The 25,432-nt window shown below is 63.1% G+C and carries 25 protein-coding genes and 1 pseudogene; 18 read left to right on the forward strand and 8 right to left on the reverse strand.

What is annotated here, in order from left to right; translation table 11 throughout:
* Positions 1-84: 84 nt before the first annotated feature.
* From dprA to X738_RS67110, 4 genes are all read right to left on the reverse strand, one after another.
* Positions 85-1,209 (reverse strand): DNA-processing protein DprA, encoded by a 1,125-nt coding sequence (gene dprA, locus X738_RS67095; protein ID WP_023801190.1) that lies wholly within the window; start codon positions 1,207-1,209, stop codon positions 85-87.
* Entirely contained in the window at positions 1,206-1,793 is a 588-nt protein-coding gene (gene plsY, locus X738_RS67100) for a glycerol-3-phosphate 1-O-acyltransferase PlsY (RefSeq protein WP_023801191.1), read from the reverse strand. Before plsY ends, dprA begins: the two co-directional genes overlap by 4 nt.
* A 146-nt stretch (positions 1,794-1,939) precedes the next feature.
* Positions 1,940-3,226, reverse strand: coding sequence for a dihydroorotase (locus X738_RS67105; protein ID WP_023801192.1), 1,287 nt, complete (start codon positions 3,224-3,226; stop codon positions 1,940-1,942).
* The gene (locus tag X738_RS67110) at positions 3,223-4,203 is read right to left on the reverse strand and encodes an aspartate carbamoyltransferase catalytic subunit (protein ID WP_023801193.1); all 981 of its coding nucleotides are present in this window, start codon (positions 4,201-4,203) and stop codon (positions 3,223-3,225) included. The genes X738_RS67105 and X738_RS67110 overlap by 4 nt, the downstream gene beginning before the upstream one ends.
* Before the next feature lie 158 nt (positions 4,204-4,361).
* On the opposite strand from X738_RS67110, the gene X738_RS67115 reads away from it, so the two are divergent.
* Both X738_RS67115 and X738_RS67120 read left to right on the forward strand, forming a co-directional pair.
* Positions 4,362-5,990, forward strand: coding sequence for a DNA alkylation response protein (locus tag X738_RS67115; protein ID WP_023801194.1), 1,629 nt, complete (start codon positions 4,362-4,364; stop codon positions 5,988-5,990).
* A 457-nt stretch (positions 5,991-6,447) separates the two neighbouring features.
* Positions 6,448-6,789, forward strand: a complete 342-nt coding sequence (locus tag X738_RS67120; protein WP_373420440.1) for a DUF6105 family protein — start codon at positions 6,448-6,450, stop codon at positions 6,787-6,789.
* On the opposite strand, the gene ruvX is transcribed toward X738_RS67120, so the two are convergent.
* Positions 6,756-7,241 carry a Holliday junction resolvase RuvX gene (ruvX, locus tag X738_RS67125; RefSeq protein ID WP_023801197.1) on the reverse strand — a complete coding sequence of 162 codons (486 nt, stop codon included), beginning with the start codon at positions 7,239-7,241 and terminating at the stop codon, positions 6,756-6,758. The genes X738_RS67120 and ruvX overlap by 34 nt on opposite strands.
* A gap of 100 nt (positions 7,242-7,341) precedes the next feature.
* Between ruvX and X738_RS67130 the strand changes: the two genes are divergently transcribed.
* The 5 genes from X738_RS67130 (at position 7,342) to X738_RS67150 (ending at position 10,915) form a co-directional block, all read left to right on the forward strand.
* Positions 7,342-8,049, forward strand: a complete 708-nt coding sequence (locus X738_RS67130; protein ID WP_023801198.1) for a metal-dependent hydrolase — start codon at positions 7,342-7,344, stop codon at positions 8,047-8,049.
* 38 nt (positions 8,050-8,087) lie between these two features.
* Complete coding sequence (locus tag X738_RS67135; RefSeq protein ID WP_023801199.1) at positions 8,088-8,504, forward strand: hypothetical protein; 417 nt, start codon at positions 8,088-8,090, stop codon at positions 8,502-8,504.
* Between the two features lie 92 nt (positions 8,505-8,596).
* Positions 8,597-8,884 (forward strand): Asp-tRNA(Asn)/Glu-tRNA(Gln) amidotransferase subunit GatC, encoded by a 288-nt coding sequence (gatC, locus tag X738_RS67140; protein WP_023801200.1) that lies wholly within the window; start codon positions 8,597-8,599, stop codon positions 8,882-8,884.
* A 7-nt stretch (positions 8,885-8,891) separates the two neighbouring features.
* The gene (locus X738_RS67145; protein ID WP_023801201.1) at positions 8,892-9,350 is read left to right on the forward strand and encodes a GNAT family N-acetyltransferase; all 459 of its coding nucleotides are present in this window, start codon (positions 8,892-8,894) and stop codon (positions 9,348-9,350) included.
* On the forward strand, positions 9,350-10,915 hold the full coding sequence (locus X738_RS67150; protein WP_023801202.1) for an amidase: 1,566 nt from the start codon (positions 9,350-9,352) through the stop codon (positions 10,913-10,915). The genes X738_RS67145 and X738_RS67150 overlap by 1 nt, the downstream gene beginning before the upstream one ends.
* A 36-nt stretch (positions 10,916-10,951) precedes the next feature.
* Here X738_RS67150 and X738_RS67155 read toward each other — a convergent pair whose 3' ends face one another.
* Positions 10,952-11,707: a DUF599 domain-containing protein gene (locus tag X738_RS67155; protein WP_023801203.1), complete on the reverse strand. Its 756-nt coding sequence runs from the start codon at positions 11,705-11,707 to the stop codon at positions 10,952-10,954.
* 159 nt (positions 11,708-11,866) lie between these two features.
* Here X738_RS67155 and X738_RS67160 point away from each other — a divergent pair, with 159 nt between their 5' ends.
* From X738_RS67160 to X738_RS67175, 4 genes are all read left to right on the forward strand, one after another.
* Positions 11,867-13,270, forward strand: coding sequence for an L-serine ammonia-lyase (locus X738_RS67160; protein ID WP_023801204.1), 1,404 nt, complete (start codon positions 11,867-11,869; stop codon positions 13,268-13,270).
* Positions 13,271-13,392: 122 nt separating this feature from the next.
* Positions 13,393-13,830 (forward strand): DUF1489 family protein, encoded by a 438-nt coding sequence (locus X738_RS67165; protein WP_023801205.1) that lies wholly within the window; start codon positions 13,393-13,395, stop codon positions 13,828-13,830.
* 97 nt (positions 13,831-13,927) lie between these two features.
* Positions 13,928-14,659, forward strand: coding sequence for a hypothetical protein (locus tag X738_RS67170; RefSeq protein ID WP_023801206.1), 732 nt, complete (start codon positions 13,928-13,930; stop codon positions 14,657-14,659).
* Positions 14,656-15,357 (forward strand): DnaJ domain-containing protein, encoded by a 702-nt coding sequence (locus tag X738_RS67175; RefSeq protein ID WP_198032858.1) that lies wholly within the window; start codon positions 14,656-14,658, stop codon positions 15,355-15,357. Before X738_RS67170 ends, X738_RS67175 begins: the two co-directional genes overlap by 4 nt.
* Before the next feature lie 44 nt (positions 15,358-15,401).
* On the opposite strand, the gene X738_RS67180 is transcribed toward X738_RS67175, so the two are convergent.
* Positions 15,402-16,724, reverse strand: a complete 1,323-nt coding sequence (locus tag X738_RS67180) for a D-alanyl-D-alanine carboxypeptidase (RefSeq protein WP_245277743.1) — start codon at positions 16,722-16,724, stop codon at positions 15,402-15,404.
* Here X738_RS67180 and X738_RS88450 point away from each other — a divergent pair.
* From X738_RS88450 to clpA, 7 genes and pseudogenes are all read left to right on the forward strand, one after another.
* Positions 16,702-16,827 carry a hypothetical protein gene (locus X738_RS88450; protein WP_280809885.1) on the forward strand — a complete coding sequence of 42 codons (126 nt, stop codon included), beginning with the start codon at positions 16,702-16,704 and terminating at the stop codon, positions 16,825-16,827. The two genes, X738_RS67180 and X738_RS88450, sit on opposite strands and share 23 nt — an antisense overlap.
* Positions 16,828-17,161: 334 nt before the next feature.
* Positions 17,162-17,491, forward strand: coding sequence for a phasin family protein (locus X738_RS67185; RefSeq protein ID WP_023801209.1), 330 nt, complete (start codon positions 17,162-17,164; stop codon positions 17,489-17,491).
* Positions 17,492-17,638: 147 nt separating this feature from the next.
* A pseudogene (locus X738_RS67190) lies at positions 17,639-18,702 on the forward strand (ABC transporter ATP-binding protein).
* Between the two features lie 115 nt (positions 18,703-18,817).
* On the forward strand, positions 18,818-19,843 hold the full coding sequence (locus X738_RS67195) for an extracellular solute-binding protein (protein ID WP_023801210.1): 1,026 nt from the start codon (positions 18,818-18,820) through the stop codon (positions 19,841-19,843).
* Complete coding sequence (locus X738_RS67200) at positions 19,843-21,564, forward strand: ABC transporter permease (RefSeq protein WP_084833809.1); 1,722 nt, start codon at positions 19,843-19,845, stop codon at positions 21,562-21,564. Before X738_RS67195 ends, X738_RS67200 begins: the two co-directional genes overlap by 1 nt.
* 461 nt (positions 21,565-22,025) lie before the next feature.
* Positions 22,026-22,352: an ATP-dependent Clp protease adapter ClpS gene (clpS, locus tag X738_RS67205; protein WP_023801212.1), complete on the forward strand. Its 327-nt coding sequence runs from the start codon at positions 22,026-22,028 to the stop codon at positions 22,350-22,352.
* Positions 22,353-22,358: 6 nt separating this feature from the next.
* On the forward strand, positions 22,359-24,824 hold the full coding sequence (gene clpA / locus X738_RS67210; protein ID WP_023801213.1) for an ATP-dependent Clp protease ATP-binding subunit ClpA: 2,466 nt from the start codon (positions 22,359-22,361) through the stop codon (positions 24,822-24,824).
* Positions 24,825-24,908: 84 nt separating this feature from the next.
* On the opposite strand, the gene X738_RS67215 is transcribed toward clpA, so the two are convergent.
* Positions 24,909-25,343: an HIT family protein gene (locus tag X738_RS67215; protein WP_023801214.1), complete on the reverse strand. Its 435-nt coding sequence runs from the start codon at positions 25,341-25,343 to the stop codon at positions 24,909-24,911.
* Positions 25,344-25,432 lie beyond the last annotated feature (89 nt).

Raw genomic sequence — 25,432 nt, forward strand, 5'->3', positions numbered from 1 at the left:
TGTTCCCGGTCTAAAGCGAGATGCTTCATGACGCCTTGGGTTTTCCAGCGGCGTCGAGCCAGGTTCTCTCAAGAATCGTCTCGATCACACCAGCGACACGTTCCCGCCGGCGTGGCGCTCCAGCCGGCCGGCTAGGTCGAGTTCCAGCAGCACCATGAAAACCTGGGCGGGATGCAGGCCGGTGTGGCGGATGATTTCGTCGATCGCCACCGGCGTTGGGCCGAGCGCTTCGATGACGCGGGCGCGGTCGTCTTCGCCGGGTGGCGGTGTTGCCGAAAAGTCGGGCGGCTCTTCGAGCAGCGGCGTCCTTGGCGCCAGTGCGCCGACCAGCGGCGCGATCGCACCGGTAATGTCCGATGCTTCGGTGACCAGGGTGGCGCCGTCCTTGAGCAAGGCGTTGGCGCCCGCGGCGCGCGGATCGAGCGGCGAGCCGGGGACGGCGAAGACCAGCCGGCCCATCTCGCCGGCAAGCCTGGCGCTGATCAGCGAGCCGGAACGCAGCGCCGCCTCGACCACGACCAGCCCCAATGCCGCACCGGCGACAAGGCGGTTGCGGCGTGGAAAATCCTGGGCGCGCGGCTGCCAGCCGAACGGCATCTCTGAAATGATGGCGCCGCCGCGCTCGGCAATCTCGTTGCACAATGCGGCATTCTCGGGCGGGTAGGGCAGGTCGAGGCCGCCGGCCAGCACACCGATCGTGCCTGACGCAAGGCTGCCCTGATGTGCTGCCGTGTCGATGCCGCGCGCCAGGCCGGAGACGATGCCGAAGCCGTCGCGGCCGAGTTCGGCGGCGAGCGTCCGCGCCATCTTGATGCCGGCCAGCGAGGCGTTGCGGGCGCCGACTATGGCGACCGCCGGCAGCCGGAACACCGCGCCTTCGCCCTTGACCGCGAGCAGCGGCGGCGGATGGTCCATGTTTTTCATCAGCGGCGGATAGTCGGCCTCGCCAATGCCGACGAAGCGAGCGCCGGCGCGCCGTGCGGTCTCCAGTTCAGCCGCGGCCTCGGCCACCGTCGGGATGCGGACGGCCTTTCTGGCGCCGCCCGAAACCATCAGCTCGGGCAGCATCTCGAGCGCCGTCTCGGCCGAGCCGAAGCGGTTGATCAGGTCGCGAAAGGTGGCCGCACCGACATTCGGCGTGCGGATCAAACGAAGCCAGCTCAACCGCTGCCGGTCGCTGAGCCGCGTCCCGGCGGCGCGCTGGCTCACTCCCTGGCTCCGATCTTGTTCTCGGTGCCGGCCAGCAGCCGGATAATGTTGGCCCGGTGCTTTATGATGACGATCAGGCTCATCAGCGCGAACAGCCCGGCAATCTCGGGCGTGCTGAGGACATAGAGCGCGATCGGCACGACGATTGCTGCCGTCAGCGCCGCAAGCGAGGAATAACGGAACAGGAAAGCCATGGCCAGCCAGACGAGGGCGAAGATCAGCGCCACCTGCCAGGCAAGAGCGATCAGCACGCCGAGGTAGGTGGCGACCCCCTTGCCGCCCTTGAAACCGAGCCAGACCGGGAAGAGATGGCCGAAGAAGGCGCCTAAGCCGGCCCAGAGCCCGAGCTCCGGGGCAAAGTAACCGGCGATCAGCACCGCCGCCGTGCCTTTCAGCGCGTCGAGCAGCAGAGTGGCGGCAGCCAGGCCCTTGTTGCCGGTGCGCAGCACATTGGTGGCGCCGATATTGCCGGAGCCGATGTTGCGGACGTCGCCAAGGCCGGCGGCATGGGTGATCAGGAGGCCGAACGGGATCGAGCCGAGCAGATAGCCGAACACCAGCGCCAAGACGATGCCGTAAGCCATTGTTCCCCCGGATATGCCCTAAAGCGCGTCGCGTTTGACCGGCCTCACGCGACGCGCTTTAGGTTGCTGTTTTATGCATGTCGTTATCGCAAAACCGCTGCGCACCCTCGGGTCAGGCCCGAGGGCATGCTTTTGCGCGACATGCATTAGGCCGAAAACACTGTGCGGCCCGCCACCATCGTTTGCAAGACCTTGCCCTGCAGCCGCGCGCCTTCGAAACAGGTGTTTTTCGAGCGCGAACGGATGCCGCTTTCGCTGACGATCCATGGCTCGTCGAGATCGACCAGCGCAATGTCGGCGACCGCACCCGGCTTCAGCGTGCCGCCGGGCAGGCCGAACAGTCTTGCCGGCGCAGTGGACAATGTCTCAAGCAACCTGAGCAGCGTCAAATCGCCATTGTGGTAGAGCCGCAGCGCTGCACCGAGCAGCGTTTCCAGTCCGATGGCACCGGCCGCGGCGTCGGCGAAAGGCAGCCGCTTGGTGTCGACATCCTGGGGGTCGTGCGAGGATACGATGATGTCGATGGTGCCGTCCTTGACCGCCTCGATCATCGCCAGCCGGTCTTCCTCGGCGCGCAACGGTGGCGTCAGCCGGAAGAAGGTGCGGTATTCGCCGACATCGTTCTCGTTGAGCGACAGATTGTGGATCGAGACGCCTGATGTGACTTTGGTGCCGTCGGCCTTGGCCCTCGTTACCGCGTTTGCCGCCATCGCAGTCGAAATCTTGGCCGCGTGATAGGCGCCGCCAGTCAGCCGCGCCAGCGCAAGGTCGCGCTCCAGCGGAATGGACTCGGCCTCGCGCGGAATGCCGGCAAGGCCGAGCCAGCTGGCATAGAGGCCTTCGTTCATGACGCCTGACGAAGCGAGTTCGGCGTCCTGGGTTTCATGCGCGATCACGCCGCCGAAATCGCGCGCATAGGTCAGCGCGCGGCGCATCACCAGTGCGCTTGCTATGGTGTGCCGCCCGTCGGTGAAGGCGATCGCGCCGGCCTCGCGCAGCAGGCCGAATTCGGTCATCTCGCGGCCTTCGAGCCCCTTGGTGATCGCCGCCGCCGGAAAGATGTTGACGATGGCCGTGTCCTTGGCGGTGCGCAGCACGAATTCGACCAGCGCGACATTGTCGATCACCGGGTCGGTGTCGGGCATCATGACGATGGAAGTGACGCCGCCGGCGGCCGCCGCCACGCTGGCCGAAGCGATGGTCTCGCGGTGTTCGCCGCCCGGTTCGCCGATGAAGACGCGCGCATCGATCAGGCCGGGAATGATTGCCTTGCCGTCGCAGTCGATGACATTAGCATCTTGCGGAGCGCCCTGGTTCAAGGCCGCCTTGCCGGCGGCGACGATCTTGCGGCCCTCGACAATGACGGTGCCGACCTCATCGATGCCGCGCGACGGATCGACGATGCGGGCCCGGCTGAACACCGTTGTGCTCATGCGCCGCGGCCCTCAAGGTTGCGGCCCTCATAATTGCGGCGGGGATCGAGCAGCGCTTCCATCACCGCCATGCGCACGGCGACACCCATCTCCACCTGCTCCTGGATGACGCTCTGCGGACCGTCGGCGATTTCCGAGGCGATCTCGACGCCGCGGTTCATCGGGCCGGGGTGCATGACCAGAGCGCCGTCCTTGGCCGCCTTCAGCTTCTCGGCGTCAAGGCCGAAATAGTGGAAATACTCACGCACCGAAGGCACGAAGGCGCCTTCCATCCGCTCGCGCTGCAGCCGCAGCATCATCACCACATCCGCGTCCTTGAGCCCTTCGGCCATCGAACGGGTGACGATCACGCCCATTTTCTCGATGCCGGCGGGCAAAAGCGTCGACGGCGCCACGACGCGCACCTGCGCGCCGAGCGCATTGAGCAGCATGATGTTGGAACGCGCCACGCGCGAATGCAGGATGTCGCCGCAGATCGCCACGATCAGCTTCGACAGCGGGCCCCTGGCGCGGCGGATGGTCAGCGCGTCGAGCAGCGCCTGCGTCGGGTGCTCATGGGCGCCGTCGCCGGCATTGATCACCGAGCAGCCGACCTTTTGCGCCAGCAGCGCGGCGGCACCCGCCGACTGGTGGCGGATGATCAGGATGTCGGGATGCATGGCGTTCAGTGTCATCGCCGTGTCGATCAGCGTCTCGCCCTTCTTCACCGAAGAACTGGCCACCGACATGTTCATGACGTCGGCGCCGAGCCGTTTTCCGGCCAGTTCGAACGACGATTGGGTACGGGTCGAAGCTTCGTAGAACAGATTGATCTGGGTGCGGCCACGCAGCGTCGAGGCCTTCTTCTCCGACTGCCGCGAGATCGCGACTGACCGGTCCGCCCTGTCCAGCAAAAGCTCGATGTCGGCGGGGGAAAGATCGCGGATGCCCAGAAGATGGCGGTGGGGATAGAGTGGCAGGGACGAAGCGTCGGTCATCTCAAGGCGCTGCTATAGGGTGGAGGACCTTTGGCTGCAAGCACCAGCTTTGGATTGCGGCCTTTCTCCCCGGTATTTTCGTCGCGCGCGTTGCGCGGCTTGGGCTATATCTAGCTGATGGCTTCGGATTCGTGGCCTTGTGATGATAAGGACAGTGTGTGACCGACGACGTGACGAACCAGCCGCCGCCGCTGGCAGGCGGCAACGCATGGCGAGGCGATCCGTTGCTGATCCAGCTTGCCGAGCGTTTTTCCGATCCGGTGCGCAAGGATATCGATGGGCTTGGCCGTTTCGTGCTGACGCAGGAGGCGCAGGAACTGGCTCGCCTTGCCAATGTCGAGACGCCGAAGCTCAGGACCCATGACCGCCAGGGCCGGCGCATCGATCTGGTCGAGTTCCATCCAGCCTATCATGCGCTGATGCGCCGGTCGGTGGCGAACGGACTGCATTCGTCGGTCTGGGAAAATGGCGATGCCGAGATCGGCCGCCGCCATCAGGTGCGGGCCGCCCGTTTCTACCTGACGGCGCAGCTCGAAACAGGGCACCTCTGTCCCATCACCATGACCAGCGCCTCGCTGGCAGCGCTGATGGCAAGCCCAAAACTGTTTCGCGAATGGGCGCCACGGGTGACGACACGCAAATACGACCAGAGCCAGAAGCCGCCGGTCGAAAAAGCCGGGTTGACGCTCGGCATGGGCATGACCGAGAAGCAGGGCGGCACCGACGTCCGCGCCAACGTCACCAGGGCCGAGCGCGCCGGCAGCAGCTTCTATCGGCTGACCGGCCACAAATGGTTCATGTCGGCGCCGATGTCGGATGCGTTCCTGGTGCTTGGACAGGCGCCGGAAGGACTTTCGTGCTTTCTCGTTCCGCGCATTCTCGGCGATGGCTCGGGCAACGGCTTCCGCTTCCAGCGGCTGAAGGACAAGCTTGGCAACCGCTCCAACGCCTCGTCCGAAGTCGAGTTCGTCAATGCCATCGGCGAGATGGTCGGCGAGCCCGGGGCAGGCGTCAAGACGATCATGGATATGGTGACGCTGACCCGGCTCGACTGCGCGATCGCCTCGTCGGCGATCATGCGAGCCGGGCTGGCCGAAGCCGTCCACCACACCCGTCACCGCCAGGTGTTTGGAACCAATCTGATCGAGCAGCCGCTGATGCAGCGCGTGCTGGCCGACATGGCGCTCGACGTCGCCGCCGCCACCGCGCTGTCATTCCGACTGGCGCGCTCTTTCGACGAGGCGGCCGGCGACCGCGGCGAGGCGGCTTTTGCGCGCGCCATGACGCCGGTCGTCAAATACTGGGTCTGCAAGATCGCACCGCCGCTGCTCTATGAGGCGATGGAGTGCCTCGGCGGCAATGGCTATGTCGAGGAGGCCCCGCTCGCCCGCTACTATCGCGAAGCTCCGGTCAACGCGATCTGGGAGGGATCCGGCAATGTCATGGCGCTCGACGTGCTGCGCGTGCTGGGGCGTGCACCCGGACTGTTCGAGGAGGTGCTGGCCGGCATCGATCGCGATCTCGGCGCCGGCGGGCGCGGCACCGTCGGTGTGCTCAAGGCAGCCATGCAGGTCGCGGCAACCGACGAGGGCTCGGCGCGTCTGCTCACCGAGCAACTGGCGCTGTCGGCGGCGGCGGCGGAGCTTCGCAGGCTGGGGGCAGGGCGGATCGCCGACGCCTTCGTCGAGACGCGCCTCGCCGGCCAGTGGCGCAACACCTATGGCATGCTCGATTCGCGCCATGACGCGCGTATGATCATCGACACGCTCTACCCCCCGGTCACCTGAAGCGACTTCGGCAAGGTTTCTCGTCGTTTGTCGCGCCGCTAGATGATTGCGAGAGCACAGGGGCGCCGTTGATCGATGGTACGACTTCGAGCAAAAAGCCACGGAAGAAGCGTTGAAGACCTGGTGCGCGGATAACGACATCAAGGTCAGCAGCTGAAGTTGAGGTATCAAGCGTCTGGTGGTGTCAGGATCGTTCCGATGACTGGCCCAGGGCCTATTGGGGAGCGGGCGAAATCCACGTCCAAGCCACGGTATCAGGCGAGATAACGCTCACCGCCGCTGTGGATGACCGTTAACCTTAACAAATGGTTTCCATTGCAGCGGCAGGCCGCAAAGCCCACTGTCCTGTCTACGGAAGCAGGAACGCTATGTGGCATATATTGGGCTCCTTGACGGCGAACGCGGCGGCGCACAACTCGGCGCTCTCGCGCATTTCAGGCCCCCTGGACACGAACTTGTGGCTGGACACGAACTTGAGGGACCGCTGATGCGCACCTTGTTCGCGCTATGGGCGACGCCGCTCGCCCTGTTCTGGGGCTGGTTCTTCCTGTCGCTCAACGACATCAATTTCGGCTATGTCATGCTGAGCCGCCAATTGCATGACCTCGTCTTCCAGCTCTATGGCGAGATGCTTGGCATCGATCCGGCGCTCATTCCCGGCATGGTGGCGAAGGCCTGCATCCTCGACAGCCTGCTGCTGATGGCGTTTTGGGCATTTCGCCGCCGCCGGGTGATCGGTGGCTGGATCAGGATTATGCGCGACCGCTATTTCGACCAGGCGTCGACGCCGAGCGCCTGAAGCCGGTCGAGCGCGCCCTGCAGAATAAAGGCCGCCGCGGCCGAATCGATCTTGCCGGCGCGTTTGCGGCGCGAAAAATCCATCTCGATCAGCGTCCGCTCGGCCGCCACCGTCGACAGCCGCTCGTCCCATAAGACGAAGGGCAGGTCGGTCACACCAGCCATGTTACGGGCGAAGGCGCGGGATTTCTGGGCGCGCGGGCCTTCCGACCCGTCCATGTTGACCGGCAGGCCGAGCACCACGGCCCCGACATTCTCTTTCTGCAGCAAGGCGAGCAGCACTGCGGCATCCAGCGAGAATTTCCTGCGCATGATGACGGGACGCGGGTGGGCGAAGGCAAAGCCCCGGTCGGAAACCGCCACGCCAATCGTCTTGTCGCCAAGGTCGAGCCCGGCCAGCGTCTTGCCGCCGCCGAGCCGCGCCGGCAACTCCTCGATGGTGATGATGCTCAACGGCTTTCCTCGAACCATACGCCGCAAAGGACGCTGTGGGACTTTAATTTCACTGCCGGCGTTCTATCCTTTGGCGAAGCAAAAATCGAGGAAGGCATTCATGAAACTGACCTGGTACGGACATTCCGCATTTCGCGTCGAAACCGCCGAGGCGAAAATCCTCATCGATCCCTACCTGATCGGCAATCCGTCATGGACGGGCGGCTGGGAAGAGCCGGCGGAAGGGGTCACGCATGTGCTGTTGACCCACGGCCACAGCGACCACATCAGCGGTGCGCTCGAAGTGCTCGGGAAAAGCGGCGCCATGCTGGTCGCCAATTTCGAGATCTGCATGTACCTGGTCGGCAAGGGCGTCAGCGACAAGAAGATCAATCCGGGCAATATCGGCGGCACGATCGATTGCGGCGGCTTCACCACCACCTTCGTCCAGGCGCTGCATTCCTCGTCGTTCCCGGGCGACAAGGGCCAGAACACCTATCTCGGCAATCCCGGCGGCCTCGTGCTGCATTTCCAGGAAGACAAGACGCTCTATCATATGGGCGACACCGACATCTTTTCCGACATGGCGCTGATCAACGAACTGCACGAGCCGAAGATCGGCATCGTGCCGATCGGCGACCGCTTCACCATGGGCGGCGCGGTGGCAGCCCTTGCCTGCCGGCGCTTCTTTCAGTTCGAGACGGTCATTCCCAGTCACTTCGGCACGTTTCCGATCATCGACCAGACTGCCGACAAATTTGTCGCGGGGCTGGAGGGTTCCGGCGTGAAGGTGGCGTTGCCGGAGATCGGCGGGACGATTAGCTTGTAGAAGACGCTAGGTATAAGGCGCCAAAATGGAGTGAAAACATGGGTTTAAGGGGCTTTCTTTTCATTTCTGTTCTTTCTGTGGCCTCCCCGGCTCCCGCCGCGGAGGACTTCATCAAAGGCGTCTATCTCCAGTCCGAGGACCTTTGTGCGCAGGCCAAGAAGTACACACTGGAGGCGCTGATCGACGCTGGCAACATCGTGCTCTCGGCGCGTGGCCTGCAAAGCGTCGAATACGATTGCGAGTTCCTTCAGATCACCAAGGCGACGCTATCGCCGAGTTGGGCGGTGGCAGCCATATGTCAGGAGCCGGGACATGTCTTTCCGGACGTTCTCTCCGTAACGCAATTGAGCCCGAAGCAGATCGATCTGGTTTCGGTCCGACCTGCGGAAGACGAAAGCGAGGCGAGCGGCAACAGCGGCAGCTTTTTCCTCTGCGACGGTGTGGCCCTGCCATAGACCTTCTGGCTGAGTTCTCGGCACGATGCATGTTGCGCGGCACGCGCCGCGCCGCTATAGCGCGGACTGGTTTTCCCGAGGCACAAGCAAATATGTCCGTTGATCTGCAGACAGTGAAGCGCGTCGCGCGTCTCGCCCGCATTGCGGTGAGCGAGGCGGATGCCGAGCGCATGACCGGCGAGTTGAACGCCATTCTCGGCTTTGTCGAGCAGTTGAACGAGGTCGAGGTCGCCGGCGTCGAGCCGATGACGTCGGTCATTCCGATGGAGATGAAGAAGCGCCCGGACGTCGTCACCGACGGCAGCAAGGCGGCCGACATCGTCGCCAACGCACCGGCGACCGAAGAGAATTTCTTCCTCGTTCCGAAGGTCGTGGAGTAGCGGGCCGATGGCAATCGAGATCGCCATCGAAACGCCGCTGCAGGACGACGTCCGCGGGCTGGTCAAGGAGCTCAACGACACGCTGCTGGAACTGACGCCGCCGGAGCACTGCTCCCACATGACCGTCGAGCAGATGGCCGACAACGACACGACTGTCTTCATCGCTCGCGACAACGGCCTCGCCATCGGCTGCGGCGCGCTGAAACGCCACGATGGCGCCGTCGGCGAGGTCAAGCGCATGTACACGCGGCCTTCGCATCGCGGGCAGAAGATCGGCGCCGGGATCGTCGAGCGAATCGAGGCGCTGGCGCGCAATGAAGGACTGAAGCGTCTGGTGCTGGAAACCGGCGACCGCCATCCGGCTGCGTGGACCGTCTATGAACGCGCCGGATTTTCGCGCTGCGGCCCGGTGCTGGACTATCCCGATTCCGGGTGGTCGGTGTTTTACGAAAAGAGCCTTGCCTGATGAGCGACCTGACCCACCTGACGATATCGCAGGCCCGCGCCAAGCTGCGCGCCAGGGAAATCACCGCAACCGAGATCACCGAAGCCTATCTCCAGGCGATCGAGCGGGCCAATCCGGCGCTCAATGCCTATGTCGTCGTAACCGATGACAAGGCGCGCGACATGGCCAGGGCCTCGGACGCGAAGCTTGCGAAGGGCGAGGGCGGGTCGCTCGAAGGCATTCCGCTCGGCATCAAGGACCTGTTCGGCACCGAAGGCATCCACACCCAGGCCTGCAGTCATGTGCTGGACGGCTTCAAGCCGCACTACGAATCGACCGTCACCGCCAATCTGTGGGCCGACGGCGCCGTCATGCTCGGCAAGCTCAACATGGACGAGTTCGCCATGGGCTCGTCCAATGAGAGCTCCTACTACGGCCCTGTCGTCAATCCGTGGCGGCGTTCACGCGTCGACACGATGGTGATGCCGACCACGCATCAGGGCGATGGCGGTTTTGTCTCGGCCGGCGGCACCAGGACCGCGCGCACGCTGGATAACGCCCAACTCGTGCCGGGCGGCTCGTCGGGTGGCTCGGCCTCCGCCGTTTCGGCGTTCCTGTGTGCCGGCGCCACCGCCACCGACACCGGCGGCTCGATCCGCCAGCCCGCCGCCTTCACCGGCACGGTCGGCATCAAGCCGACCTACGGCCGCTGCTCGCGCTGGGGCATCGTCGCCTTCGCTTCGTCGCTCGACCAGGCCGGTCCGATCGCCCGCGACGTGCGTGACGCCGCGATTCTCTTGAAATCCATGGCCTCGGTCGATCCGAAGGACACCACCTCGGTTGACCGCCCGGTGCCGGATTACGAGGCGGCGATCGGCAAGCCGATCAAGGGCATGAAGGTCGGCATCCCCAGGGAATACCGCGTCGACGGCATGCCCGACGAGATCGAGGCGCTGTGGCAGAAGGGCATTGCCTGGCTGAAAGATGCCGGCGCCGAGATCGTCGACATTTCTCTTCCGCATACCAGATACGCGCTGCCGGCCTATTACATCGTCGCGCCCGCCGAAGCTTCGTCGAACCTCGCCCGCTATGACGGCGTCCGCTACGGGCTGCGCGTGCCGGGCAAGGACATCGTCGGCATGTACGAGAAGACCCGCGCCGCCGGCTTCGGCCGCGAGGTCAAGCGCCGTATCATGATCGGCACCTATGTGCTCTCGGCCGGCTACTACGACGCCTACTATCTGCAGGCGCAGAAGGTGCGCAACCTCATCAAGCGGGATTTCGAAAACGCATTCACCGCCGGCGTCGACGTCATCCTGACGCCGGCGACGCCGTCGGCGGCCTTCGGCATCGCCGACGAGGACATGGCCGCCGACCCGGTCAAGATGTACCTCAACGACATCTTCACGGTGACCGTGAACATGGCCGGACTGCCGGGCATCGCCGTGCCCGCAGGGCTCGACGCCAAGGGCCTGCCGCTCGGCCTGCAGCTCATTGGCCGGCCGTTCGACGAGGAAACCTTGTTCCAGACCGCCCATGTCATCGAAGAGGCTGCGGGAACGTTCCAGCCGGAAAAGTGGTGGTAGTGTCGTCTCCCACCTGAAGGGGTGAGGGCTCGTCGCCTACCGGCTGTCGGGCCGCATCGATCGGCTTTTTCCCGGACCGGGTGTCGGCTCGGGCGGCTGACCGATCACGGCTTGCCGCGCCGCCGAGAAGAACTGGCGACGCACCAGAACCGCCAGCAACAGCAGCGTCGACAGCACGAACACTTTTGGGTCGACGAACCAGCCGAGATAGCCGATCGAGAAGAACACGCCGCGCATGCCGGAATTGAAATGTTTTCCGGCCAGCATGTTCATGCGCGCCGCCCGCCATACCGCCGTCTCACTGACCGGGTTGCGTGAAGCCTCGCCGTGCGGGATCGGCACCGCACCGATCAGAATCGAGCAATAGTTGAACAGCCGGTAGGCCCAGCCGAACTTGAAAAAGGAATAGGCAAGGATCAGCACCAATCCGAACACCTTCATCTGAAAGGCGGAGCGGGACGACGTCGCGCCGAGCGGCAGGTCGCTCAGCACCGAAACAACCTGATCGGAGGCGCCGAGCAGGGCAAAACAGCCGCCGATCGCAATCAGCGAACTGGAGGCGAAGAAGGCGGTTCCCTGTTGAAGGCCGGCCATGATGGCGGTGTCGACAATGCGGACCTCGCGTTCGGCCATGTTCCGCATCCAGGCTTGACGCTGGACGTTCATCGCCGTCGTCAGCGACATGCGCCTGACCAGCTTTCCGTCGGAGGCGAGCGTATGCAGCACCCACACGAAAACGAAGAAGGCAAGCGCAACGAGGTCTGCCGTCGACAAATGGAAGGAATCGCCCATGCAACCCTCTTACCACAAGCGGTGTCGGCGCTTCGATGGCGGAACGCAACGATGTCGCTGCCGGAGCAAACAAGGTCGGCAGGTGCAGCGCCGCAATCTTCGAAAGAGCGGAAACATCACAGGAATTCCTATATGTAAATTCCAATAGGAGAGCGACGCGTGTTCCTTTCGGTTTTCGACCTGTTCAAGATCGGCATTGGACCATCGAGTTCGCACACGATGGGACCGATGACGGCTGCGCGGCGTTTTCTCGACGAGGTCGCGGGAGATGACTGGCCACGCCCGGTCGGCGCCAAGGTAGACCGCATCGCCGCCAGCCTGCACGGCTCGCTTGCCTATACCGGCATCGGCCATGGTTCCGATCGCGCCGTCGTGCTCGGGCTTGCCGGCCAGACGCCGCAGACGGTAGACCCCGATCAGGCCGACAGCATCGTCGACCGTATCGCCGCCGAGAAGCGGATTTCGCCGCCCGGCCATCCGTCTTATCGCTTCGACCCGGCCACGGATCTGGTGCTGGATCGCAAGACGCCGCTTTCCGGCCACGCCAACGGCATGGCTTTCTCCGCCTATGATGCCGACGACCGCCTGCTGCTCAAGCGCATCTACTATTCGATTGGCGGCGGCTTCGTGGTTTCCGAAGAAGAACTGCAGCGGATGAAGGCGAAGGGCTCGGTGACGAGCGAAGGCAAGAAGGTTCCATACCCCTTCAAGAATGCTGTCGAGATGCTGTCGATGGCCGCGAAAAGCGGTCTTTCCATCGCCGACATGAAGCGCGTCAACGAAGAGACACAGATGTCGCGTGAAGAACTCGACGCCGGCCTCGACGGCATCTGGAGCGCCATGAAGAGCTGCATCGAGCGCGGCCTGTCGCAGGACGGCATCATGCCGGGCGGCCTGAAGGTGCGCCGACGCGCGCGACAATTGCATGACAAGCTGCAGGAGCAGTGGCGGCAGAACCGGCCCAATCCGCTGCTCGCCAACGACTGGCTGTCGATCTATGCCATGGCGGTGAACGAGGAGAACGCCGCCGGCGGGCGCGTCGTCACCGCGCCGACCAATGGTGCTGCAGGCACGCTGCCGGCGGTGCTGCGCTACTGGCTGCATTTCCATCCCGAGGCCGACCAGCCAAGCATCCGCGATTTCTTGCTGACCGCAGCAGCGGTCGGCGGCATCATCAAGACCAACGCTTCGATCTCGGGCGCCGAGGTCGGCTGCCAGGGCGAGGTCGGTTCGGCCTCGGCGATGGCGGCAGCGGGGCTGTGCGCCGTGATGGGCGGCACGCCTGAGCAGGTCGAGAACGCCGCCGAGATCGCGCTTGAGCATCATCTCGGCATGACCTGCGATCCGGTCGGCGGGTTGGTGCAGGTGCCTTGCATCGAGCGCAACGCGCTCGGCGCCGTCAAGGCGGTGACTGCCGCGTCGCTGGCCATCAAGGGCGACGGCGTTCATTTCGTGCCGCTCGATGCCGCGATCGAGACCATGCGCCAGACCGGCCTCGACATGAACGAGAAATACAAGGAAACCAGCCTCGGCGGACTGGCCGTCAATATCGTGGAATGCTGAGCCAAACCTTGCACTGTGGATTGGCGCCGTGGAGAACAGCGGCACTGTGGAGAAAGTCGGCACTGTGGAGAAAGTCGATTGGGCCAGTTGACGCCTTCGCGCGCCGGACTAAACCTTGATCCATGTCCCTCAATCTCATAAAGCTCTGCGTTGGCTGCGACAGCGTCGAAGATCTCGAAGAGTGGATCGCGTTCCGCCTCGACGAACGGCGGCGCGCCGGTGAACCGGTCGAGCACTACCACACCACCCGCATGACGCCGACGCGCAGCGCCGAGGTCACCGATGGCGGTTCCCTCTACTGGGTAATCAAGGGCAACGTGCAGTGCCGCCAGTTGATCACCGAAATCCGTCCTTTCACCGATGACGAGGGTATCGGCCGCTGTCACCTGATCCTCGATCCCGCGGTCGTGCCGACTGAATGGCAGCCGCGCCGCGCCTTTCAAGGCTGGCGCTATTTGAAACCGTCGGACGCACCGGCCGATCTCTCCAAGGGCAAAGCGGGATTGGTCGAAATGCCGCCGAAACTCAGGCGCGAGCTTGCCGATCTCGGCCTTCTCTAGGAAGGCCCCAAAATTCAAAGCTGCGGTGATCGCCGGCCCTCCAGATAGCCTCATGCTGGGCTTGCAAGCTGTGCGACAACGCCACATCTTGAATGTCATGAGCGACAAGAAGCAGCCCGTGCCCGCAAAGGCCAATCCTGCGCCGGTCGAATCCCAATCGAGCAGCGGCGAGATCGACGCGTTTATCCGTCAGGCAAGGACGCTGGCTGCGTCCGCGACCGGTACTGGCAGGCTGATCCTTTCCCTCGACGCGACCATGAGCCGCCAGCCGACCTGGGATCTCGCCTGTGCGCTGCAGGGCGAGATGTTCGACGCCGTCGGCAAGGCCGGGGCGCTCAAGGTCCAACTGGTCTATTTTCGCGGTTTTGGCGAGTGCCGCTCATCCGCATTCGTCACCGATACGAACGCGCTGAAGCAGCTGATGACGCGGATCGAATGCCGCAGCGGCCACACCCAGATCGGCAAGGTGCTCGCCCATGCGCTGAAACAGACGGCGGCGGCCAAGGTCAACGCGCTGGTCTATATCGGCGACGCGATGGAGGAAAATATCGACGATCTGGCGGAAAAGGCCGGCAGCCTCGGCCTGCACGGCGTTCCTGTCTTCGTCTTTCAGGAGGGCCATGATGCCGGCGCGGAGAAGGCGTTCAAGGAAATTGCGCGGCTGTCCAAAGGCGCCTGGTTCCGATTTGATCGGCGGGCCGCCGCAACCTTGGCCAGCCTGCTATCGGCGGTTGCGGTGTTTGCGACGGGCGGGCTGAAGGCTCTGGAGGCCAGGGGCAGGCCGGAAGACCGGCTGCTGATCGAGCATCTGCGGAGCGGCAGGAAATGATGGGCGCGACTATCGCATTCGTGGCGTTGCTTTTGGTGCTGCTCGGCGTGGCCATGGTGTTTCTGCGCTCCGACCCCGCGAAACTCGCAAGCTGGATGAGGACGCTTGGGCCTGTCCTGCTGGCGCTGATCGGCGTCGCCGCGCTTCTGGTTGGACGCGCGGGCATCGGCGGCTTGATCCTGTCGACGGCGCTCGCCTGGTATGGCTCGATGCGGATGAAGCGGCCGACGGCGAAACTGGAGCCGGGCAAGTATTCGACGGTGCGCACCGCGGCCCTCGAAATGGAGCTTGATCACGATACCGGCAATCTGGAGGGGCTCGTGCTCGCCGGCCGCCATGAAGGCAAGATGCTAGGCACGATGAGCCTTGCGGAATTGCAGCAGCTTTATCGCGAACTCCCCGGCGACCCGGAGAGCCGCCAGCTGCTAGAGACGTATCTTGACGGCAGATTTCCCATCTGGCGCAAAGACGCGGAGGCGAATGGTGGCGACGGGCTGGGTGTTTCGCCAGGTTCGGGCGCCATGACTAAGGAGGAGGCCTACAAGATCCTTGGTCTTGAAGCGGGGGCCGCCGCGGCGGATGTCCGCAAGGCGCACCGCCGCCTGATGCAGCGCCTGCACCCCGATCTCGGCGGCACTTCGTTTCTGGCGGCGCGGATCAACGAAGCCAAGGACGTCTTGCTCTCCAATCACAATTAGTCTCCTTCGACGCAGAATTCTTCCGGGAGATGTTTCGACGCCGCCTACTGGTGGACGGCGTAGCACTCGATTTTCTTTCTCTTCAGGGCGTTGCAGGCTTTCGAGGCGGCAGTCTTCGAGCCAAAGCCGAACCGGGCGCGGTAGTAGGTGACGCCGCCCTTCTCGAAGGCGACGGTGAAGCCCACAGCATCGGCCAGGACCGAAGGCGCCTGTTTGCTCGTCTCGTCCAGGAGAGCCTGGGCTTCGGACTGTTTTGGCGAAGAGGCGACCTGGACTGCCCAGCCGGACGGCACCGATGCCGTGTTGACGGGATCGACCGTTGCCGGTTCGCCATAGGCTGCTGCGACCCGTGCGGTCGCCACATCGTCCGCCGTAGCCGCGGCCACTGTTTCGACCTTCCTGGTCTGGGAGACGGGCCTGGTCTCAACGACGGGGGTGGCTTCTTCAACGACGGGCTCGGCTTCCTCCACCAGGGAGGCAATGGCATCGCCGTCCGGGGCCTCGTTGTACGCCGCATCGTCGTCCGGCCTGCTGTCCGGCGTCGGCGCGTCGCGCTTGGGCAGGAATACTTTCGCCAGCGCGGTGATCGGGTTGCCACCACTGGCCTTGGCGATCAGCATGCCGCTGCCGCGCGACGACGCCTTCGGCAGGTAGGTTTTGATCAATGCGGCCATCTGGTTGTCGCGGCTGCCGCCGGATTTCCCGCCTATGACCACCGCGACGATGCGGCGATCGCCGTCGTCGACCGAGGAAACGAGATTGTAGCCGGAGGCGCGGGTGTAACCAGTCTTGATGCCATCGACGCCCTTGATGCGTCCAAGCAGGCGGTTGTGGCCGTTGATGCGCCTGCGGCCGTAGAGAAAGGAACGCTGCGAGAAATAGCTGTAATACTGGGGAAAATGCTCCCGCAGCGCGATGCCGAGCACCGCCATGTCGCGCGCGGTGGTGAACTGACCGGGATTTGGCAAGCCGTGGGCGTTGCGGAAAACAGTCCCCTTCATGCCCAGGGCCCGCGCCTTGGCCGTCATCATGTGGGCGAAATTGGCTTCATTGCCGCCGAGAAGTTCGCCGATTGCGGTTGCCGAGTCGTTTGCCGACTTGGTCACCATCGACAGGATCGCGGTCTCGACCGTGATCGCGCCGCCCCGTTTGACGCCGAGTTTGGTCGGCGGTTCGGCAGCGGCATTGGCCGAGAAGACGACCCGGGAGTTCTTGCCGATCTTGCCGTTCGCCATGGCCTCGAAGGCCAGGTAAAGCGTCATCATCTTGGTGAGCGAGGCGGGATAGCGTCGGCCATCGGCATTCGAAGAGTAAAGCACCTTGCCGGTCTTGGCGTCGATGACGATGGCCGCCGACCTCGCCGCCATGGACGAAGCAGCTCCGGCAACGACGAATGTCATCGCCAAAGCGAGGATCATGATCGTTTTCAAGGAGGACGCGGATTTGGAGAGAATGCCCGACAACGCCTGACGCACCGATGGTTCCTTTGAATTTTTGTTGCGGTGGAGGCGGCAAAGGGGTCCTGCCTCACTTCAAGCCAAGCTATCGCGGCCAGCGTTACCAATCCGTTTATGGTAACCGCGGCGTTCACCATTTTCTTCGAGCTTGAGCTTTTCTTTATTCGAATCTTAGCCATTTCCCGACGGTTGCGCCGATCTGCTGGCCGGATGGCACTTGGTGAAACCCAGAGTCGGTGAAACCTTGACTTTTGTGCAGTGCACAATATATTACTTGCATTGCACAACGCGGCCCCGAGAAAAGGCCGCGTCCACCGCTCAAGGACAACTGGCAAGGGATTGCGTGAATGACCCAGACCTATGAAGATTTCAGCAAATACGGCAAGGAGTTTGCGGATAGCGGCTTGAAGAGCTTCGCATCCCTTTCCAAGGGCGCGCAGGCCATCGCCACCGAGGCGGGCGAGTACACCAAGAAAAGCTTCGAGGCCGGCAGCGCAGCAGCCGAGAAACTTTTGTCGGCCAAGTCGCTGGAGAAGGCGATCGAGATCCAGTCCGATTTTGCCAGGCAGTCGTACGAAGCCTTCGTCACCGAAGCCACCAAGATCGGTGACCTCTATGCCGAACTCGCCAAGGAAGCCTACAAGCCGTTCGAATCGATCGTCGCAAAGGCGAAATAATCTCGCTACAAGATGTGAACACGGCCCTTGGGCCAGCAAGACGGACCCGGTCGCGAACGTGCGGCCGGGTTTTTTCATGGCAATTAAGTTTCCAGCCGATCGACGCTGATCTAAACAGCTATGAGCCAGCGTGTCGGAGGGCGAATGATGCATGGGTCGATAAATGATGCCGGCGCTCCGCTAACGCTGGAACACATCAGCCGATGCTTCGGCGACACCCAGGCGCTGGATGACGTTTCGCTGTCGATTGCGCCTGGAGAGATCGTCTGCCTGGTCGGCCAGTCCGGTTGCGGCAAATCCTCGCTTTTGCGGATCATTGCAGGCGTCGATACTGCGGACAGCGGAAGAATTCTGCTCAATGGCATTGAGATCGCGGGCGCGAACAGCTTTGTCGAGCCCGAAGACCGCAACATCGGATTCATGTTCCAGGATTATGCCCTGTTCCCGCACCTGACCGTCGAGGAGAACGTGGCCTTCGGCCTCAAGCGGCTGTCGCGGCGCGAGGCGAGCGCCCGTGCGGCCGAGGTGATCGCCCGAATCGGCATCCAGGCGCTTTCCGGCCGTTACCCACACACGCTTTCAGGTGGCGAGCAGCAGCGAGTCGCACTGGCGCGGGCGCTTGCCCCAAAACCCGTCATCCTGCTGATGGACGAGCCTTTCTCGAACCTTGATCGTGGCCTGCGGGAGCGGGTGCGCGAGGAGACCACTTCAACGTTGAGAGCCTTGGGGACGACGGCGATCCTCGTCACGCACGACCCGGAGGAGGCCCTTTCCGTCGGTGACCGGGTTGTGCTGATGCAGGAGGGGCGGGTTGTGCAGGTCGGGACGGGCTACGTATCTATGATCATCCCAACTCACTCTACGCCGCCGAATTCTTGTGCCCGTGCAACAGGGTAGAGGGCATCTACCGCGATGGCCGGGTCGAAACGGTGCTGGGCACCTTTCCAGCCCGGCTCGATCTTCCGGAAGGCGGCAAGGCGTTTGCCTGCATCCGCCCGCAGGCTGTCTGCCTTTCAGGTTCCGACGAAGGTCTGCCGGCGCTTGTCGTCAACCGCTCTTTTCTGGGTGAGATCGAACAATTGCTGGTCAGGATCGAGGGCGTTGCTGACCTCTTGCGCTTGCGCACCACCAGCCGGATCGATGTAAAGCCGGGTGAGCCGATCCATCTGACCATAGATCCAGGCGGCGTGCTGATATTCGCTGCGGCATAAGTCGCAAGCGCTTTGGTCGCAAAGTAACTTGCCTAAATTACTCACATATGATCGAGCAATTCCCGGGCTGTCAACCAATGCCGGCCGCACCGATCAATTAATGGAGGACCGCTTCATGAAGAGCCTTTCCACATTGCGACTCGCCCTGGTGGGCGGCGTCTTCGCCCTCGCTGGCGGGGCCAGCGCCATGGCGGCCGAACTGAACATCTACACCACGCGTGAGCCTGGGCTGATCCAGCCGCTGCTTGACGCCTTCACCGCCTCGAGCGGCGTCAAGGTCAATACAGTCTTCATGAAAGATGGTCTGGCGGAGCGTGTGGCCTCGGAAGGGGAAAGCTCACCTGCCGATATTCTCATGACGGTCGATGTCGGCAACCTAGCTGACCTGGCCGAAAAAGGCCTGACGCAGCCGGTCGTATCAGATGTTCTGAAAGCCGCGGTCCCGGAGAACCTGCGTGACCCGGCCAACAACTGGTTTGCTCTGTCGATGCGGGCCCGCGTACTCTACGCGGCCAAGGATCTCGATCTTGCCGCGTTCAACTACGAGGACCTGTCCGATCCAAAATGGAAGGGCAAGGTCTGCATCCGGTCCGGCCAGCATCCCTACAACACCGCTCTTTTTGCCGATTACATCGCACATAACGGCGCCGAGGCGACGGAAGCATGGCTTGCCGCCGTCAAGGGGAATCTCGCCCGCAAGGCGGGCGGCGGCGACCGCGATGTGGCCAAGGACATCCTCGGCGGCATTTGCCAGATAGGCATCGCCAATTCCTACTACGTCGGACTGATGCGCTCCGGCAAGGGCGGTGAGGAGCAGGTCGCCTGGGGCGACGCGATCAAGGTCGTCCTGACAACGTTCAAGGATGGCGGCACGCAGGTCAACGTCAGCGGCGCGGCCGTCGCAAAGCATGCGCCGAACAAGGGTGAGGCGGTCAAGCTGCTGGAATATCTGGTTTCCGACGACGCCCAGACACTCTATGCCAAGGCAAATTTCGAATACCCGGTCAAGGCCGGCGCTCCGATCGACCCGATCATCGCCTCGTTCGGCGCGTTGAAAGTCGATCCAGTGCCGATGACGGAAATCGTCAAGCATCGCAAGCAGGCAAGCGAACTGGCCGAGAAGGTCGGCTTCGACAACTGATGGGCGATCCGGGCGTGGGCAGTGCTGCGCCCGGTGATCTCCCGATGTCGGATGTCGACCTGCGGAAAGCCTCCACTCTAAAGGTCGCCCGGTACTGGTCCGGGCGACTGTGGTTCATGGCGACCGTGCTTGTCGCTGTGCTGGTGGCGACTCCGGTTCTCGCCCTTATCTGGCAGGCGCTGCGGGGATCGAGCGGGCTCTGGCCGCATCTCCTCGCCTATGTGCTGCCACAGGCCTTCCAGCAGACCACGGCGCTACTCATCGGCGTCGGTGTCCTCGTCACGCTTCTTGGCACCTCGACGGCCTGGCTTGTCACCGCCTATGACTTTCCCGGCCGCAGGTTTCTCGAATGGGCGCTGCTCCTCCCGCTCGCGGTGCCGACCTACATAATCGCCTACGTCTATCTCGATCTTCTCCATCCGATCGGCTTGGTCCAGGGTGCGCTCAGAGTGGCACTTGGCTTCACCAGCCCACACGAATTCCGCCTTCCCGACATCCGGTCGATGGCCGGCTGCATCGTGCTGCTCGGCTTCGTGCTCTATCCCTATGTGTACCTGACGACGCGGGCGATGTTTCTCACCCAGGCGGCCAATCTAGTCGAGGTGTCGCGCACGCTTGGAAGTGGCAAAGGCGGCGTCTTCTGGCGCGTTGCGCTGCCGCTGGCACGTCCGGCGATCGCCGTCGGCGTCAGCCTCGCGCTGATGGAGGCGCTGAACGACATCGGTGCCTCGGAGTTCCTGGGCGTGAAGACACTGACGGTCTCGGTCTACACGACATGGGTGACGCGGTCCGACCTGCCGGGCGCGGCGCAGATTGCGCTCGCCATGCTGTCATTGGTGGTCGCGCTCGTCACCATCGAGCGTTGGGCGCGCCGTCGTCAGCGTTATTGGTCGAGCGCACAAAAGGCGCGGAGTTTCACACCGCATCGTCTCGGCACCGTTTCGGGTCTGGTGGTTTTTGCGCTCGGCCTTCTGCCGGTGTTCATCGGGTTCATCGCCCCGGCGAGCTATCTTGTCGTCGAGGCGTGGAAGCGCGTCCGTTTCGCAGGGCTGTCGCCCCGGCTCTTGTCGGAAACGCTCAACACCGTCACCCTGTCGGCCATGGCCACGCTCGCAATCCTGCTCTTCGGCGTGATCATCGCCTATACGGCGCGCTCGCTTCCCGGCCGCGTCACGGCGGCTTTGCAGAGGATTTCCACGGTCGGCTATGCGATGCCTGGCACCGTGGTGGCCATCGGAATATTGTTGCCCGTCGCGGCCCTCGATCAGATGATCGACCGAACCGCGCTAGCATGGCTGGGCGCGCCAACCGGCCTGCTGCTGATCGGGTCAGGAGCAGCGCTCGGCTACGCCTATGTCGCACGCTTCCTGGCGATTGCGGTCGGTTCGGTCGAGGCGGGCTTCAGCCGCATTCCGCGCTCGTTCGATCACGCCGCGCGCAGCCTCGGCCAGAATGTGACTGGCACATTCCGGCATATTCTTCTGCCGCTTTCGAAACCGTCGCTCGTCGCTGCGGGCTTGCTCGTGTTTGTCGATTGCATGAAGGAGTTGCCGGCGACGCTTCTGTTGAGGCCGCTTAATTTCGAGACCCTGGCGACGCATCTCTACGGCGAGGCGGCGCGCGGGACCTACGAGGAAGCCTCGATCGCGGCACTTGCCATAGTCCTCGTCGGCACCTTGCCTGTCGCTGTTCTCGCTCGTGTTGGACGATGGAAATCCTAAGTGTGTCCGGCCTAAACAGACTCGCTGGCACCTAAAGCGCGTCTGAAGGGATCATGCGCCTCCAGGTTCGTTATTCAGATGCATGTTGTTTCGTTAGCTGACGCATCTACGATAAATCGTAAGTGCTCCACGCCTATCGGATCGTGCCGCCAAAGCGACGGGTCGGAAAACCGCTCAACCTATCGACCGAAGCAGTGGGCAGCATGACAGAGTTCAGGCTTCGTTTTCCCTTGCCGTTGACTAGCGTACTTTCGATGCGATGCCCTCAATTTGAAATCAGGGGCTCTGCTGCCTTCACGATTTCGAAAAATCGGTCAAGTTTGGCCACCTAGCCATATTGTCAGCTAAACAGAAGGGCTTAAAATCGTTCATCGAAGACCTACATGTCGAACTCATATGGGGATTCGAAAAGGCAGGGTTACGTGACGACAGGTTTGACTGCCACAACAGATGTGGTGCGGATGCAAAACGGCAGCGACGGCAACGAGACCGGTCGCGGCACGGCCGTCATCACGCGCACCAAAACCAAGACCAAGAAGCCTAGCCTTTATCGGGTCCTCATTCTCAACGACGACTACACACCCATGGAATTCGTGGTTCACGTGCTGGAGCGCTTTTTCCAGAAGGACCGTGAAGCCGCCACACGCATCATGCTTCATGTTCACAATCATGGAGTGGGCGAGTGCGGGGTCTATACATTCGAGGTGGCCGAGACCAAAGTGTCTCAGGTCATGGATTTCGCCCGACAGAATCAGCATCCGCTGCAATGCGTGATGGAGAAGAAGTGAGGTAACATGCCGGCTTTCTCCCAAGGCCTGGAAAAGGCGCTTCACCAGGCGCTGACGCTCGCCAATGAGCGGCACCACGAATACGCAACCCTTGAGCATTTGCTGCTCGCGCTCATCGACGACACCGAGGCGGCCGCGGTCATGCGCGCCTGCAACGTCGATCTCGACGAGTTGAAGCACACGGTTCTCACCTACATCGATACCGAGCTTGACAATCTCGTTACCGGCTATGACGAGGATTCCAAGCCGACGGCCGGTTTCCAGCGCGTCATCCAGCGCGCGGTGATCCATGTGCAGTCGTCCGGCCGCGAGGAAGTCTCCGGCGCCAACGTGCTCGTTGCCATCTTCGCCGAGCGCGAGAGCCATGCCGCCTATTTCCTGCAAGAACAGCAGATGACCCGCTACGACGCGGTCAACTACATCTCGCATGGCATCGCCAAGCGGCCCGGCGCGTCCGAGACGCGGTCGCCGCGTGGCGCCGATGACGAGCAGGGCCAGAGCGGCGCCGAGCCGCAAGAGGACAGCGGCAAGAAAAAGCAGCAGCAGGACGCGCTGACCGCCTATTGCGTCAATCTGAACAACAAGGCCAAGGCCGGCAAGATCGATCCGCTGATCGGCCGCGAGTCCGAGATCAACCGCACCATCCAGGTGCTGTGCCGCCGCTCCAAGAACAATCCGCTCTATGTCGGCGACCCCGGCGTCGGCAAGACGGCGATCGCCGAGGGCCTCGCCAAGCGCATCGTCGAGGGCGACGTGCCGGAAGTGCTGCACAACGCCACCATCTTCGCGCTCGACATGGGAACATTGCTGGCCGGCACCCGCTATCGCGGTGATTTCGAGGAGCGGCTGAAGCAGGTCGTCAAGGAGCTTGAGGATTATCCGGGCGCGGTTCTGTTCATCGACGAGATCCACACCGTGATCGGGGCAGGAGCGACGTCTGGCGGCGCCATGGATGCATCGAACCTGTTGAAGCCGGCGCTGTCGTCCGGAACGATCCGCTGCATCGGCTCAACCACCTACAAGGAGTTCCGCCAGTTCTTCGAGAAGGACCGCGCCTTGGTGCGGCGCTTCCAGAAGATCGACGTCAACGAACCGACCATCGAGGACGCTATCGAGATCATGAAGGGTCTCAAGCCGTATTTCGAGGAGTTCCACAAGGTTCGCTACACGGCTGAGGCGATCAAGGCTTCGGTTGAACTGTCGGCGCGCTACATCAACGACCGCAAGCTGCCGGACAAGGCGATCGACGTGATCGACGAGACCGGCGCCTCGCAGATGCTGGTGCCGGAGGCCAAGCGCAAGAAGACCATCGGCATCAAGGAGATCGAAGCGACGATCGCTACCATCGCCCGCATTCCGCCGAAGACGGTTTCCGCCGACGACGAGAAGGTGCTGGCCGGTCTCGACATCGAGCTGAAGCGCGTCGTCTACGGTCAGGACACCGCGATCACGGCTTTGACCTCGGCGATCAAGCTGGCGCGGGCCGGCCTGCGCGAACCGGAGAAGCCGATCGGCTCCTACCTGTTCTCGGGACCGACTGGCGTTGGCAAGACCGAAGTGGCAAAGCAGCTCGCCGCCTCGCTCGGTGTCGAGCTGATCCGCTTCGACATGTCCGAATATATGGAACGCCACACCGTCTCACGGCTGATCGGTGCGCCTCCCGGCTATGTCGGCTTCGACCAGGGCGGCCTGTTGACCGACGGCGTCGACCAGCATCCGCATTGCGTGCTGTTGCTGGACGAGGTCGAGAAGGCGCATCCGGATCTGTTCAACATCCTGTTGCAGGTCATGGACCATGGCAAGCTGACCGACCACAACGGCAAGCAGATCGACTTCCGCAATGTCATCCTGATCATGACCACCAATGCGGGCGCCTCGGATGCGCAGCGCGCGGCTATCGGTTTCGGCTCGACCAAGCGTGAAGGCGACGATGTCGAGGCGATCAACCGGCTGTTCACGCCGGAGTTCCGCAACCGTCTCGATGCGATCATCCCGTTCGGCTCGCTGCCGGTGCCGGTCATCCACCAGGTGGTGCAGAAGTTCGTCATGCAGCTCGAGGCCCAGCTCTCCGAGCGTGGCGTCACCTTCGACCTGTCGCAGGAGGCGATCGCCTGGCTGGCCGAGAAGGGCTATGACGAGCGCATGGGAGCACGGCCGCTCGGCCGCGTCATCCAGGAGCACATCAAGAAGCCGCTGGCCGACGAGGTGCTGTTCGGCAAGCTCAAGAAGGGCGGCACGGTGCGTGTCACCGTCGACAAGAAAGAGACCGGCGAAACCGGGCTGAAGCTCGAGTCGCTCGCCGACGAGGCGCCGGTCAAGCCGAAGAAGGAAGAACCGGACGACACGCCGAAGCCCAGGAAAGCTGCCGGCAAGAAGCCGGCCGCGAAAAAGGCGGTCGCGCAGAAGGCGGAGCCCAAGGGCAAGGACGGCAGCAAGCGCAGCCTGGTGCCGCAACTGCCCCGCAAGGGATGATGGCCTGAAAGCTAAAAAAGCCCCCGAAACGGGGCTTTTTTGCTTCGAGGGGCTGGTGGGCGGCCGGACGTGCGACGCCCGACATCAGTTTGTCAGCGCCGTCCGTATCTTGCCAGCATTCTCAGCCAACACTTCCGGCTTCTCCATCTGCCCACTATGCGGCTTCAATGGGATGCCCTCGAAGCGTGGAATGACGTGGACATGGAGGTGGTAGACGGTCTGGCCCGAAGCGGGCTCGTTGAACTGCAGGATGGTGACGCCATCGGCGCCGAAGGCCTTCTTCACCGCCACCGCCACCTTTTGCACGACGGCGAAGAGTGGGCCGAATGTTGCCGGATCCGCGTCAAGCAGGTTGCGCGACGGCGCCGTCGGCACAACCAGCGTATGACCCGGACCTTGCGGCATCACATCCATGAAGGCGACAACCGCGTCATCTTCATAGACGCGATGCGACGGGATTTCACCGCGCAGGATTTTCGCGAAGATATTGTTGCTGTCGTAGGTGGTTTGTTCGGCCATGGCGTGCGCTCCGGATTGTGCCTTGCTCCTACCGCATCGACCCGACAATCGGAATCGATTTTCGGAAACTACGATGCTTTCGAGCGTGC

This window comes from Mesorhizobium sp. L48C026A00 (genome assembly GCF_000502375.1).
GTDB classification, from domain to species: Bacteria; Pseudomonadota; Alphaproteobacteria; order Rhizobiales; family Rhizobiaceae; genus Mesorhizobium; species Mesorhizobium muleiense.